The organism is Parendozoicomonas sp. Alg238-R29 (genome assembly GCF_947331445.1).
Lineage (GTDB): Bacteria > Pseudomonadota > Gammaproteobacteria > Pseudomonadales > Endozoicomonadaceae > Sansalvadorimonas.
In genome coordinates, this window is record NZ_CAMZOG010000110.1 from 1 (window position 1) to 12,111 (window position 12,111).

Annotated in this window: 14 protein-coding genes and 2 pseudogenes; 9 read left to right on the forward strand and 7 right to left on the reverse strand. The window is 45.6% G+C overall.

The features are described from left to right. On the forward strand, positions 1-461 hold a 461-nt coding region (locus QMA35_RS19430), incomplete at its 5' end, for an IS1595 family transposase (protein ID WP_281648808.1). 213 nt (positions 462-674) lie between these two features. Beyond that, positions 675-818 (forward strand): annotated as a pseudogene (locus QMA35_RS19435) (IS256 family transposase); the annotation flags it as partial. A 61-nt stretch (positions 819-879) separates the two neighbouring features. Here the strand turns inward: QMA35_RS19435 and QMA35_RS19440 are convergent. From QMA35_RS19440 to QMA35_RS19455, 4 genes and pseudogenes are all read right to left on the reverse strand, one after another. Continuing rightward, positions 880-1,140: pseudogene (locus QMA35_RS19440) on the reverse strand (ATP-binding protein); the annotation flags it as partial. Continuing rightward, positions 1,074-1,412: a hypothetical protein gene (locus QMA35_RS19445; protein WP_281648809.1), complete on the reverse strand. Its 339-nt coding sequence runs from the start codon at positions 1,410-1,412 to the stop codon at positions 1,074-1,076. The pseudogene QMA35_RS19440 and the gene QMA35_RS19445, both read right to left, overlap by 67 nt. 625 nt (positions 1,413-2,037) lie before the next feature. Further along, entirely contained in the window at positions 2,038-2,562 is a 525-nt protein-coding gene (locus tag QMA35_RS19450) for a GNAT family N-acetyltransferase (protein WP_281648810.1), read from the reverse strand. 47 nt (positions 2,563-2,609) lie between these two features. Continuing rightward, positions 2,610-3,179, reverse strand: a complete 570-nt coding sequence (locus QMA35_RS19455) for a VIT1/CCC1 transporter family protein (RefSeq protein WP_281648811.1) — start codon at positions 3,177-3,179, stop codon at positions 2,610-2,612. Between the two features lie 85 nt (positions 3,180-3,264). Here QMA35_RS19455 and fliB point away from each other — a divergent pair, with 85 nt between their 5' ends. After that, a complete protein-coding gene (gene fliB / locus QMA35_RS19460; RefSeq protein WP_281648812.1) occupies positions 3,265-4,500 on the forward strand; it encodes a flagellin lysine-N-methylase in 1,236 nt (411 codons plus the stop codon). 3 nt (positions 4,501-4,503) lie between these two features. Here fliB and QMA35_RS19465 read toward each other — a convergent pair whose 3' ends face one another. Continuing rightward, complete coding sequence (locus tag QMA35_RS19465; RefSeq protein WP_281648813.1) at positions 4,504-5,073, reverse strand: hypothetical protein; 570 nt, start codon at positions 5,071-5,073, stop codon at positions 4,504-4,506. A 132-nt stretch (positions 5,074-5,205) separates the two neighbouring features. Here QMA35_RS19465 and QMA35_RS19470 point away from each other — a divergent pair, with 132 nt between their 5' ends. From QMA35_RS19470 to folD, 4 genes are all read left to right on the forward strand, one after another. Continuing rightward, a complete protein-coding gene (locus QMA35_RS19470; RefSeq protein WP_281648814.1) occupies positions 5,206-5,661 on the forward strand; it encodes an OsmC family protein in 456 nt (151 codons plus the stop codon). 45 nt (positions 5,662-5,706) lie between these two features. Further along, positions 5,707-5,982: a metalloregulator ArsR/SmtB family transcription factor gene (locus QMA35_RS19475; protein WP_281648821.1), complete on the forward strand. Its 276-nt coding sequence runs from the start codon at positions 5,707-5,709 to the stop codon at positions 5,980-5,982. A gap of 249 nt (positions 5,983-6,231) precedes the next feature. Continuing rightward, positions 6,232-6,474 (forward strand): hypothetical protein, encoded by a 243-nt coding sequence (locus QMA35_RS19480; RefSeq protein ID WP_281648815.1) that lies wholly within the window; start codon positions 6,232-6,234, stop codon positions 6,472-6,474. Positions 6,475-6,652: 178 nt separating this feature from the next. After that, positions 6,653-7,552 (forward strand): bifunctional methylenetetrahydrofolate dehydrogenase/methenyltetrahydrofolate cyclohydrolase FolD, encoded by a 900-nt coding sequence (gene folD / locus QMA35_RS19485; RefSeq protein ID WP_281648816.1) that lies wholly within the window; start codon positions 6,653-6,655, stop codon positions 7,550-7,552. A gap of 488 nt (positions 7,553-8,040) precedes the next feature. Here the strand turns inward: folD and QMA35_RS19490 are convergent, their stop codons facing one another. Next, positions 8,041-8,541, reverse strand: a complete 501-nt coding sequence (locus tag QMA35_RS19490; RefSeq protein ID WP_281648817.1) for a TIGR00645 family protein — start codon at positions 8,539-8,541, stop codon at positions 8,041-8,043. 129 nt (positions 8,542-8,670) lie between these two features. On the opposite strand from QMA35_RS19490, the gene QMA35_RS19495 reads away from it, so the two are divergent. Together QMA35_RS19495 and QMA35_RS19500 are read left to right on the forward strand one after the other, a co-directional pair. Next, positions 8,671-9,267: a TetR/AcrR family transcriptional regulator gene (locus QMA35_RS19495; RefSeq protein ID WP_281648818.1), complete on the forward strand. Its 597-nt coding sequence runs from the start codon at positions 8,671-8,673 to the stop codon at positions 9,265-9,267. Positions 9,268-9,351: 84 nt separating this feature from the next. Then, positions 9,352-10,587 (forward strand): NADH:flavin oxidoreductase/NADH oxidase family protein, encoded by a 1,236-nt coding sequence (locus QMA35_RS19500; RefSeq protein WP_281648819.1) that lies wholly within the window; start codon positions 9,352-9,354, stop codon positions 10,585-10,587. A gap of 206 nt (positions 10,588-10,793) precedes the next feature. Here QMA35_RS19500 and QMA35_RS19505 read toward each other — a convergent pair whose 3' ends face one another. Beyond that, the gene (locus tag QMA35_RS19505; RefSeq protein WP_281648820.1) at positions 10,794-11,924 is read right to left on the reverse strand and encodes a methyltransferase; all 1,131 of its coding nucleotides are present in this window, start codon (positions 11,922-11,924) and stop codon (positions 10,794-10,796) included. Positions 11,925-12,111: the final 187 nt, after the last annotated feature.

The following is a 12,111-nucleotide window of genomic DNA, read 5'->3' on the forward strand; positions in this document are numbered from 1 at the left end:
AAAAGCCGTCGGAGAATGCCAGTGAAAAGTCAGGAACAATCAGAAAAATTCCCGTCATGGTGGCCTGCGACCGTCAGCAACATGTAACCGATGCCGTTCTCGAACATGTGAGTAACGATGAACTCTTCACGCAACTGGCAGGACGGATTTTACCAGGCAGCACCCTGTGCACGGATGCTCATCTGTCCCATGAAAAACTGGCAGACCAACTCAACGTGACGCTGAAAGAGCTGGTCACTACGGCAGGCCAGTATGTGCGAGAGGAGGTTTATCACATTCAAACGGTCAATGCTTATCACAGTGAGCTCAAACGTTGGATCAATGGTTTTTTCAAAGGCGTAGCAACGAAATATTTATCGCGCTATCTGGGCTGGAAACGATTTTTAAAGACACATATCTTCTCGGAAGAGAGTTTGTTAGATCAGGAGGCATCTCATTGGCTTAACCCACATTTATTGTGAACAGAGCCGACTGGACTCTACCAGCGCAAGACTTTATGGCAGAGATAGCCTGGGGAAAAATACTGAACGGGGAAACCTGACAGTGTCTCTTTCTTATTTAAACAAATGAAACCAGCAAATCGCTTCTTGAGGGACGAGACTATAGATAAAGACTATAGATAAAACTGTGTTTCTTCCTATATTGAAACCTATTCTAGGTTGAGGTAGGCAAACATGGATATCAAGCATCTTGAAGCCTTCGCTAAAGAAGCTGCCAAATCCATCAAAACTGAAAGTGATCTAAACGACCTCCGGCAGATGCTCACTAAAGTCATCTTGGAAACTGCGCTCAATGCTGAGTTAGACGACCATCTCTGTTAGGATAAAAACAGCCACAGCCACACAGGCGCAAGCGTAATGGCTCCACCTCTGTTAACACAAGTAACTGTATTTGTCGTTCCAGCCGATTTTCCTGCTGGGCCTTTTTCAGTTGGCTCATCAGTTTTTCCAGGCTCAGGAACATAATCCAGTGACCGGCCTCGGCGGCTTTCACTGTTAAAGCAATGGCCAGGTGAGTTTTCCCCACTCCGGGAGGTCTAAGCAGCACAACATTTTCTGCTCGCTCTACGAAGCCTAACCCCGACAGCTCGCGGGTAACTTTTCGGTCAATGCTGGGCTGGAACTCGTAATCAAACTGCTCTGGGTGATGTTGTCTACAGTATTCAGGGTCATCAACTCTCGGGACTTCACTCCTTCAAGAGTGAGAATGCTATCCGAAAGCCGCTGAAGATTTTTCAGAGACTGTGGGTTATAGATTCCCTGTGCCGATGGATTCACAACCCTGCCCACAATCATGTCATACATGGAAAACTGCTGTTTTACCCGGTTATCGCGGCCTTCCTTCATGGGTGGATTGAATTCGTTCGGCCACCAAGACATTTTCCACACAACCGCAGGAAGTAAGGGCATCATCTACAATCCCCTTAAGGTCTATGGTTTTGGAACTGCGGAAAGAACCATCGGAAGTGATACCCACTTCACATTCGCTATCGTTAATACGGGTAGCCAAAGCAGTAGCCGAAAAACCTGCAAATACAACTGAATGTATAGCGCCAATTCGGGATCATGGGAAGGTAAATGCATACACGATCCCCTCCCACTTTTTCAATCCCCATACCCTTCAACACATTGGCGAATTGACAAACCCTTTTGTGCAGTTGACGGTAGGTAATGTGCTCTCTGGGGCATTGGGATCGTTGGACTCAAAGAGGATAGCGGTTTTATCGCCTCGATGAGTTAAATGGCGATCGATACAGTTTTCGGTAATGTTCAACTGTGCTCCTTCGAACCAAGACACTTCGGGTTTAGAAAAATCTCAGGAAAGCACTTTATTCCATTTGCGCTTCCATTGAAAATGCTCTTCGGCAATCTCTTCCCAAAAGATTCCGGGATTGTTCACTCTTTTTCGATATACCTGAAAATATTCTTCTAGATTTTTGATGTGGTATTGGCTCATAACGGGACAAAACTATTTTTTCGAAAATTACGAATTTTAAAAGGTTCTGGAAATGACAATTGTTAGTAAAAGCAGTGCTGTTTACAAATCCAATTTCATAAGGTAATCCCGTTGAAGTTCGTCCCCCAATACGAAAAGATGGATACCATCTTTGTAGAACCCCATTTTTTCATAAAAGGCAATGGCCTTGGTGTTTTTGTCCCAAACTCCCAACCAAATCTGCGGGAAGTTTTTTTTCTTGGTTACCTCAATAGCCTTGGATAATAAAGTAGCTCCGTATCCTTTGCCATGTTCTTCGGGTAAGACATAGATACGTTCAATTTCCATAGTGTTGGGGAATTTGGATTCAGTTTGGGTACTCCCTTCGTTTAGTTTTATGTAACCAATAATTTCTTCGCCACGAACTGCAAAAAAGTAATGCATCTCAGGATGGGAAAGTTCTTTTTTAATCTTCTCAGCATTAAAATACGTTGCTACATAATCCCGCATATTCTCAGGGGTATTATATGCAGCATAGGTATGCCTAAAGGTTTCTGAAGCAATACGACAAAGCGTTTCTATTTCTGAAAGTGCTACAGGGCGTATGTCGATTTGTGAAATACTCATAGTTGTTAAAGACAGTTTAGGTAGCAAGAATCAGTTTTTCCAAAAGATCACCCACAAAGTAGGAAACCAGTGCAGCAATAGCCCCTAAAGTTAAAGTTTCCAGAACCCCTTTCCATATTTTGGTTTCGGTAACGTAGGTTTTTAGAAAACCAATAAACATAAAGCCAATACCCGTAAAGGTGGATGCCCGTAAAGATGGAGGTAAGCAAGAAACGGTTGGCATTAATAGGTTGAAAGTAGTCCCAGACATATACAGTTAAGGGTATTAAACCAATAAGGATAAAGGCAATATAAGTGACCAATCCCATTTTAAAGGGTGATTTGGTTTCCTCGATCATGTTCAGTTCTTCCTTCATCATCACATCTACCCAATGATCCCGATAGGCTGTAATAACCTGTACCTGTTCCAACAATTCTCCTTCGAATCCTTTGGCAGCATAGATCTGGAATGTCCGGGCCGGGTCATCTTCCCGCAGCATATTTTCCGGGTCAGTATCTATGCTCAACAGGGAGATCATAGCGGTACAGGTGACTACCAGAAACAGCATAATCGCGTAAACCTTACGAGGATGATTCAGGCTTAGACGAAGCAGGTACTTGATGATGAGTTGCGACATTCTTTCATTAGTGCTTTCTAATGTTCAGTGGGCATAGATGAAAAAGTGCCACTAGACTCAAAAAATCATAACAAGAGTCTGAAGCATGGATGCTCCCGTTAAACCTGTTTTGTTTCCCCGCTTTTATCGCAAGTTCTCCTGCATTGGTGCTGCGTGTGAGAACAACTGCTGCCATGACTGGTGCATCTCTTTAGATAAAAAAACCTGGCAGGCTTATGAACAACATTCGGATAAGCAGCTGGCAGAATTATTACGTCATTCGATCACTATTCCCGATGAGCCAACGGCAATGGACTACCGCCGAATGACTCTGTCGGAGAATGGTGTGTGCCCGGCGTACCGGGAAAGCGATGGTTTGTGTGACATTCATGATCGGCTGGGAGAAAAACTGCTGTCGGAAACCTGCAAAACATACCCACGCAGATTAACTCAAACCCCCGAGGCTCTTGAACCAAGCCTTGCGATTTCCTGTCCTGAAGCGGCACGTCTAATTCTTCTCGACCCCGCTGCAATGGATAGGCAGGAAGATCTGTTGATTACTACAGACTTTACTCCTACAGCGGTTATGGAAGGACCACCACCTTATTTCCAGAGGTTTCGGGAAACAGCCCTTACGGTGGTGTCGGAACTAAACCTTTCCCCCGATGAGCAGTTGTTCCGCTTGGGTTTATTGTTCAACTTTGTTGCAACCAGCCAGCAAGCAGGAGAAAACCCTGAGCAGGTGCTCAGTTCTTTTGGTGTTATGAGCCAAAGTGGCGCCTTCTCAAATATGTACAACAACCTGCCCGAAGGTTTGATTGTTCAGGCTGAAGTTTTAAAGCACTTATTGTTGGTGCCTTCATTCTGGAAAATTAATAGTGTGCTGGCTGATATTCATCAACAGTTTGTGGATACTTTGAATCGGGATTATGCGGTTGATGGCCATGTGGACTTATTTCAGGTGATAGCTACCGGTTACCGGAACAACTTTACTCCGGTTTGTGAAACTCATGGTTATGCCTTAACCAATTTCTTTAAACATTGGATTTACTCGTCAGATATTTGCCATCTATCGGGTGATGAGTTGATGAAGAAATACTCAGGGTTTCTGCTTCAGTACAGTATTATTCGTTCTTACCTCTCGGTGTTGAGTTCGGAGGGTGATCATGAAAAGCTGTTAGTGAACGTTGTTCATGCGCTTTCCCGTGGATTTGATCACCACCCCCCATTTCTGGAAAAGCTGTTAGCTTACCTTGGTGTTTCGGGAATTGGTCACCCCATACAGATGATGGGATTGCTTAAGCTGGAGCAATCCCAAGGGGAAATTCAAGAGGTTTCCTGAATGCTACTCATTGAGCTGTGCAGGTAATGTTGGTGTGTTTTGCATACTAATGATTTGCCACGCTTTGTCTGTATCAGATTTGTTCAATACTGTCGTAAACAGCCCTGTGGTTGGTTTCTGTGGATCATAGTCCGCCAGGGTAAGCTTTGGGTCATGATTGGAGAACTGGTATCGCGTAACCACAATGACGGTATTTGCAGGGTTTCCATAAGCTGACCACTTCACCAACTTCGATGACAGCGAGACACTGGCCAGCAGGTGATCACCCGCTTTAGGAGAGAATACTTTTTTATGACGTGCGAGATTTTTCTCTTTTCCCCAGTACAGTCGGCCAGACTGGTTTACAAAGTTACTGCTGTCGGCAACATTTTCTGTGACCAGAGCAGCATCCTGCTGTTGAAAACCTTCGTTCTGGCGGGAAATCAATACTTCTATTGCCAGTCTGTCTGCATCACTCAACGCTGCTGAAAGGTTATCCTTTCTTTCCGCTGCCAACTGAAATTCGCCTGCATAAACGCTATGTGTTGCCCACAGTAAAGAAGCCGCCAGCATGAGTTTTGTTATTACCTGCATGTGTGTATATCCCTGTTTTAATTGTTGTCGTTAGAATAGTTGAAATCGTGACTCTTTGTTTATTAGTATGTTCTAATGTATTGCATTAGCCTTTTCTAATGTTTTTTAGTGTGGTACCGAAAGAGGTGGATTATGTCTGTTAATAAAACGATTTCTGTTACATCTCACATGGGGCAGGGTTTCCGAATCGAAGGGCAGCTGGGTTCCCATACTGCGGTTATCGACCAGCCCAAAGCTGTTGGCGGGAATAATGAAGGGCCAACGCCTCTGGAATATTTCCTGTTTTCTCTGGGAGGGTGTGTCGCCAGTATCGGCCGCATTATGGCGAAACAGCAGAAGATTGCTTTACGTGGAATGTCTGTAATTGTTGAGGCGGGCTTGAATACTGCAGGGCTGGCAGGAAAATCAACGGATGACCGTGTTGGTTTCCAGAATTTTACTGTGAATGCCGAGATTGACGCAGATATGACTTTGCAGGAAAAGCAGGCTTTTCTGGATGCTGTATGCGCTCGCTGCCCGGTGCATGACAATATTGCCAAAACCTCTGTAGTTGAGCACACTGCTGTTGAGCAAACTGTTATCGCGTAAAGCAGAGTAAATATGGCTGAAAAGGTCGATATCGATATTCATACCATGCGGGCCAAAGCCCGCAATGTGGTTCCCCTGTTAAAAATGATCAGTAACGAAAACCGGTTATTGATCCTTTGCCATTTGGGCAAAGGGGAAATGTCTGTCACGGAATTGAATGAACGGTTCGACCTCAGCCAGTCTGCACTATCCCAGCATCTTGCCAAATTGCGTCAGGATGGCTTGGTGAAAACCCGCCGTGACTCCCAAATAATCTATTACTCTCTTGCCAGCCCAGAGGCTGCCCGGTTAATTGAGTTTCTTCATGGGGAGTTCTGTTAACATTCGGTTTCAATACCTCACTTTCATTAGAATTATCCCTGCTATCCTCAATTCGATTGATTTAGCGGGGGATATTTATGGCCATCATAAAAAAAGCAGGTCATATTTTGGGTTCTGGTAACACTACCGGTATGGAGTTACGCTGCGAGTGAAGAGGAATGGCCACATTCTGAATCATTAGATGCCATTGTCGCAGCTCCTGATTCCCACAAAGTTTTACTGGAAAATGATGAAGTCAGGGTTTTGAGGGTGGTTATCGAACCGGGCGTAAAAGAACCTGTTCACACCCATAGAGCCTCCAGTGTGATGATCGTTGATAAACCTGCTCAGATTAAATATTACGGTGAAAATGGTGACGTTCTGTTTATCACCAAACCGACAGAGGGCAAGCAGCACCAAAAACCACAATGGCTTGAGCCGGAAGGTTTGCACAGTGTTGAGAATATAGATACCAAGCCCTACAAAGCCTATCGAATTGAGCTGAAGCAATGATTATCTTGAGCTGATTTTTCAAGGCATAGAACCCAAAAAAATTCACTATAAGCTCACAAAACCTGTACTTGCCTGTATAGCGTGGCAAACTTGTGCCCAAACCATAATTGAGCAGCACCTGAGGGGAACAGGACAAGGGGCTGCTTTGTCTATTTGACCTTCATGGGAGAGTGAGCCAATGAGTGCAGAAATCATCAGCGGTACCCAGATGCGCAAGGAAATCCTTGCAGAGCTGGAGCGCGAAGTTGTAGAAATGAAGGAAAAGTATGGTAAAGGCCCAGGCCTGGTAACCATTCTTGTTGGTGAGAACCCTGCCTCTATTAGTTACGTGACTTTGAAAGTAAAAACGGCTCTTAATCTGGGTTTCCATGAGATTCAGGACAATCAGGCTGAAGACATTTCTGAAGAAGATCTGCTGGCCCTGATTGAGAAGTACAACAACGACCCAGACATTCACGGCATTCTGGTTCAGTTACCTCTGCCCAAGCATATCAATGAAGATGCCGTAATTACTGCCATTAGCCCAGATAAAGACGTTGACGGTTTCCACCCGGTAAACTTGGGTAAGATGGTGATTGGTGGCGATCAGGTACGTTACCTGCCTTGTACTCCTGCTGGTATTCAGGAAATGATTGTTCGCTCCGGTACCGAAACTTCTGGCGCGGAAGTTGTGGTTGTTGGTCGTTCCAATATTGTTGGTAAGCCAATTTCCGTCATGATGGGTCAGAAAGGCCCAGGCGCGAACAGCACTGTAACCATGGTTCATACCCGTACTCAGGATCTGGCTTCTCACTGCAAGCGTGCAGATATCCTGATTGTGGCAGCTGGCGTTCCCGGCCTGGTTAAACCTGAGTGGATCAAAAAAGGTGCAACCGTTATTGATGTGGGTGTTAACCGTGTGGGTGTTAACGAAGAAACCGGCAAAGCCATTTTGAGCGGTGACGTAGACTACGAAGAAGCCCGCAAGGTTGCTGGAAAAATCACTCCAGTTCCCGGCGGTGTTGGCCCCATGACTATTACCATGCTGATGAAAAATACTGTGAAGTCAGCCTGGTGGCATTTGGGAAATGCTAAATAACTTTATGTCAGCAGAACCTGATAAAACAGCCTGAAGTGTTGACTTCGGGCTGTTTTATTTCATTTTCCGCAGTCAAAGCCCACCCAAAGCATATATCTACTCTGGACATCTATTTTTCGTGTGCCTTCTATAGGTTGCGTCGTTCTTGCTCGGCAGGAAAGTTTCTCCAGTCTGTGCGACCTTTGTTTGAAATTCTTATTAAAAGCTTTACAGGAGTGATGAAAGTGTCCAAGCCTTTGGTTGTTATTACAGGTGCAAGTTCTGGTATTGGTATTGGTGAAGACTTCCATCGACGGTGCCATTGCTCCGAAGGATATTGCTGACAGCATCAGTTTTGTGTATCAGATGCCTCTGGTTATCAGCGCTACTCGTCAGCAGTCCTGATCAGTTGTAGAAAAGTTGTGTATGAGAAAGGAGGCCATAAAGATATGGCCTCCTTTCTTGTTTTTGGTGTCTTTGGAAGGTTTATCGAGGCAGGTATCGTCTGGCTATTCGCTTCTTCTGGATTTTGTTTTGCAATCCAGCAAACCCATAAAAAATGCAGAGGCGACAAAGGTCAGATGCATAATGACATTCCACATCAATTTGTCGTTGGGAATATTCTGGGCATCCATAAACACTTTCAATAACTGGATCGATGAAATCGCAACGATTGAGGCGGCAACTTTGGCTTTCAGGGAGCTGGTGTCCATCTTGCCCAGCCAGCTGAGTTTTTCTGTGCCTTCGTCTATATCAAGCCTGGAAACAAAGTTTTCATAGCCGGAATACATCACCATTACAATCAGGCCCGCAACGAGCGAAACATCAATCAGTGAAAGAACCTTGAGGATAACTTCGCTTTCCTCCAGAGTCAGAATATTAATGAGCAGGTAAGCCACGCTCTGAAAAAAGCTGATAACCAGAGAAACTAAAACCAAGGCCAGTCCGAGATACATTGGTGCCAGAAGCCACCTTGCCGAGTACATCAAACGCTCAACGATCCTTTCCATATATGCAGACCAGTATTACCTCATGGGAATATCGTCTGAAACTAACCATTGCCGTGAAGTAAATCAAGGCTTTTCAGAGATGAAAAATAACGGTACAGTGATTTCAAGACGACTGGTCAGATATGAATTATGGCAAGACCGAGACGAAGTGAAAGTACACGACAAGAACTCCTTGAATTAGGCGTGGAGCTGTTGTCGGTTAATGGTTACAACGGCACAGGGCTGAAGCAGATTCTGGATGCTGCTGGTGTACCAAAAGGTTCTTTTTATAACTATTTCGCCAGTAAAGAAGCCTACGCAGCAGAAATTATAGAATTTTACATGGGTAACCTATTAAGGATGTTCGATATGGTTATTGATAACCATACCGGCTCTCCGGTGCAGGTTATCCGTTTTGCTTACCGTAATATGATTACTCATTTGGAAGAAGGCAGTTGTCGTAAAGGTTGCCTGATGGGCAATATGGTGGCAGAGATAGCCTCTAGTAGCGAATTGTGCCGAGAAGTTATGTGCACAATGTATAAAGGGTGGCGGGAACGTTTCACCCTGCTTCTGGAAAAAGGCCAGCAACAGGGTGAAGTCAGAAACGATATGCCAGCTGAAACCATGACAGATCTTTTCTGGCAACAGTGGGAAGGGGCTTTGTTAAGAATGCAACTGGAAGGATCAACAGCGGTATTGGAAGACAGCCTTGAACTCACCCTGGACAGATTGTTCAGACCATAACATTGAGAAAGTGTGGAACCGGGTTTAACCCGGTTTTTTTGAATACGGTAATAAGACGACCGGTCTAGTAATAAGGTGTTTATTATGACAAAAACTACATTGAACACACCACTGGAGCTGAAAGGCGGTGTCACAATCCGCAATCGCTTTTTTAAATCGGCTATGAGTGAACAATTGGGGGATGACAATCATAACCCTCGTATGGGGCTGGCAACTGTTTACAAACGCTGGGCGGATGGTGGTATTGGTTTGAATGTTTCCGGCAATATCATGATTGATCGCAGTGCACTGGGTGAACCCAAGAATGTTGTGCTGGATGAAAAGAGTGACTTGGAAGCATTTCGCCGCTGGACATCAGCAGCGACGACTGGAGGCGCGCATTTCTGGGCGCAGCTCAATCATCCGGGCAAGCAGATTCCCGCTCTGCTCAGCAAGGAACCCGTCGCACCTTCAGCTATTGCTCTTGGTCACGGTCTTGAAAAAGCATTCAATAAACCCAGAGCTTTGACTGAAAAGGAAATTCTCGGAATTATTCGTCGTTTTGCCACTGCTGCGAAGTTGGCTAAGGAATCTGGCTTTACAGGTGTACAGATTCACGGAGCACACGGTTATCTGGTGAGTCAGTTCAATTCTGCCCGCCACAACCAGCGCACAGATCAGTGGGGCGGCACTATGGAAAACCGCATGCGCTTTGTACTTGAAGTTTATAAGGCCATTCGTGAGCAGGTTGGTGATGATTTTCCTGTTGGCATCAAGTTGAATTCTGCTGACTTTATGAAAGGCGGTTTTACGGAAGAGGAGTCCATGCAGGTTGTGAAGGCTCTTGCAGAAGCGGGCATTGACCTGATTGAGATTTCCGGGGGTACTTACGAAAACCCTTCAATGATGGGTTCCCAAAAAGGTGTAAAAGAAAGTACGCGCAGAAGAGAGGCCTATTTTCTCGCCTATGCAGAGCAGGTTCGCCAGCTGGTGGATACGCCTTTGGTTGTTACCGGTGGTTTCCGAAGTTCAGAAGGTATGCAAGAAGCACTGGATTCTGGCGCAACGGATATGATTGGGTTGGCAAGGCCTCTGGCTTTTGAGCCTGATATGCCGAATAAAGCGATGAACAATGCAGACTACACAATTGAGCTTAAGGAGCCGAGCACTGGCTTCAAAGGTATAGATCAGATGTTTGTACTGGGGTTGGTGTGGTATGAGCAGCAGATTCATCTGATGGCGGAAGGAAAATCTCCCAAAGCCAACCTTTCGGCTTGGAGTACTGTCTGGTTTAGCCTGATGGGTATGGGCAAGCATGCTATAAAGAAACGCCGTGCTTAACCACGCAGTTACACGGTAACAAGTTTTTTGGAACGGTTTTTCGGAACAGTTTTTCGGAACAGCTACGAACCCAAACAGTCTCAATTAATCATGCGACGCAGCGTATGGCGACTTTTAGCGCCACCCGAAGGGCAATGCTGAGTTCGATGTCTAATTGAGCCCCCAGGTTGGTGACAATCTGGTTGATAGAAAGCCTGAGCCTGGACTCAGGCTTTCTTACGGGCAGACAAAACCACAAACTTGTTGTCGCTTGCGAAAGTCTGGCAGTTGCCGAAGAGGCGTTTCAATTTTGTGTGATAGCCAAGGTGGCGGTTTCCAATGATTCGCAACTCCCCCCCCTTTTTTAACACGTCATAGGATTGCTGAAACATACGCCAGGCAATATGATCGCCGACAGTATTTCCCTGATGGAATGGTGGGTTGCAGACAATAATATTCGCGGAATCTTTAGGGAATCCGGTCAGGCAATCATTGGTTGTAAACTGTGCCCGGTCATCCAAACCATTGGCCAGCCATGAACCTTCAGCAGACTGAACAGACATATAGGATTCATCGACAAAGTGAATATGGCCCTGTGAATTGCAACGGGCAATATGAACCCCCAGTGCGCCATTGCCACAGCCAAGATCAATGATTGTAGCGTCCTGCTGAGCTTCAGGCAGATGTTGCAGAAAGAAACGAGTGCCAATATCCAGCTTCTGTCGTGAAAATACACCGGCATGGTTCACCAGTTTCATCCCATTGTGCTCAATGGTTCTGGGAAAGGGCGAGTCAGTGTTCTTAATCTGCTTATTCACAGTGGCAAAGATTAACCGGGCTTTCTTTCTGGCCAGAGATGTTGTGGTTGGCCCAAAGTGTTTTTCAAACAGTTCCAGTGTTGAAGTATGAATATGCTTGGCCATATCGCTGGCAATCACCATGGTGCCATCGGGGACCGCCTTGCGTAATACCCGCAACTGTTCTTCCAATAAGCAGGTATTGTGGGGCAGTTTCATACACACAACTAAAGGGGAAAATTCCAGAGGTTCGGTCGATGGAAGATTCCTCACACCTGTTATGTCTGTCCCATTGAGCTTGGCATTGTGTTTGATAGATTCGTGGGCAAGCCAGGAATTACTCCAGCACGTTGGCTGATGCTGAGCCAGTGCCAGAGTCAGGGCGCCAAAATTGTCGTTAATCACCAGAACTTTGCCAGTGTGCTCAGAACCAAGATTCAGTTCTGCCAGATGATTAAGAAGGTACTCATCGGCCGCATCCCAGGCGCGCAGGGTTTCTTTATTACGTACGGGCAGGCGCTGAAGCTGAAAAGCACCAAAGGGACTGGTCAAGGTTTCCATAACAAATGGCCGGAGAGGAAAGGGCGGCGATTGTTGCTGATCTCGGACAATATCTCAACCGCAAGGTTTAGGACTTGTTGCAATTGACAGTGAAGCGCTTAAGATGTAGAAGTGTGATTACCGAGGGAAACTGACGGGCTAATTACCAAGGGACTTTGTCGTTCCAGCATAACAGCCCGTTCCTATC

What these genes read in the sequence shown, in the direction of transcription:
- QMA35_RS19445 (WP_281648809.1), bottom strand. Translation starts at nt 1,412, where the DNA reads ATGATGCCCTTACTTCCTGCGGTTGTGTGGAAAATGTCTTGGTGGCCG.
- QMA35_RS19450 (WP_281648810.1), bottom strand. Translation starts at nt 2,562, where the DNA reads ATGAGTATTTCACAAATCGACATACGCCCTGTAGCACTTTCAGAAATA.
- QMA35_RS19455 (WP_281648811.1), bottom strand. Translation starts at nt 3,179, where the DNA reads ATGTCGCAACTCATCATCAAGTACCTGCTTCGTCTAAGCCTGAATCAT.
- fliB (WP_281648812.1), top strand. Translation starts at nt 3,265, where the DNA reads ATGGATGCTCCCGTTAAACCTGTTTTGTTTCCCCGCTTTTATCGCAAG.
- QMA35_RS19465 (WP_281648813.1), bottom strand. Translation starts at nt 5,073, where the DNA reads ATGCAGGTAATAACAAAACTCATGCTGGCGGCTTCTTTACTGTGGGCA.
- QMA35_RS19470 (WP_281648814.1), top strand. Translation starts at nt 5,206, where the DNA reads ATGTCTGTTAATAAAACGATTTCTGTTACATCTCACATGGGGCAGGGT.
- QMA35_RS19475 (WP_281648821.1), top strand. Translation starts at nt 5,707, where the DNA reads ATGCGGGCCAAAGCCCGCAATGTGGTTCCCCTGTTAAAAATGATCAGT.
- folD (WP_281648816.1), top strand. Translation starts at nt 6,653, where the DNA reads ATGAGTGCAGAAATCATCAGCGGTACCCAGATGCGCAAGGAAATCCTT.
- QMA35_RS19490 (WP_281648817.1), bottom strand. Translation starts at nt 8,541, where the DNA reads ATGGAAAGGATCGTTGAGCGTTTGATGTACTCGGCAAGGTGGCTTCTG.
- QMA35_RS19495 (WP_281648818.1), top strand. Translation starts at nt 8,671, where the DNA reads ATGGCAAGACCGAGACGAAGTGAAAGTACACGACAAGAACTCCTTGAA.
- QMA35_RS19500 (WP_281648819.1), top strand. Translation starts at nt 9,352, where the DNA reads ATGACAAAAACTACATTGAACACACCACTGGAGCTGAAAGGCGGTGTC.
- QMA35_RS19505 (WP_281648820.1), bottom strand. Translation starts at nt 11,924, where the DNA reads ATGGAAACCTTGACCAGTCCCTTTGGTGCTTTTCAGCTTCAGCGCCTG.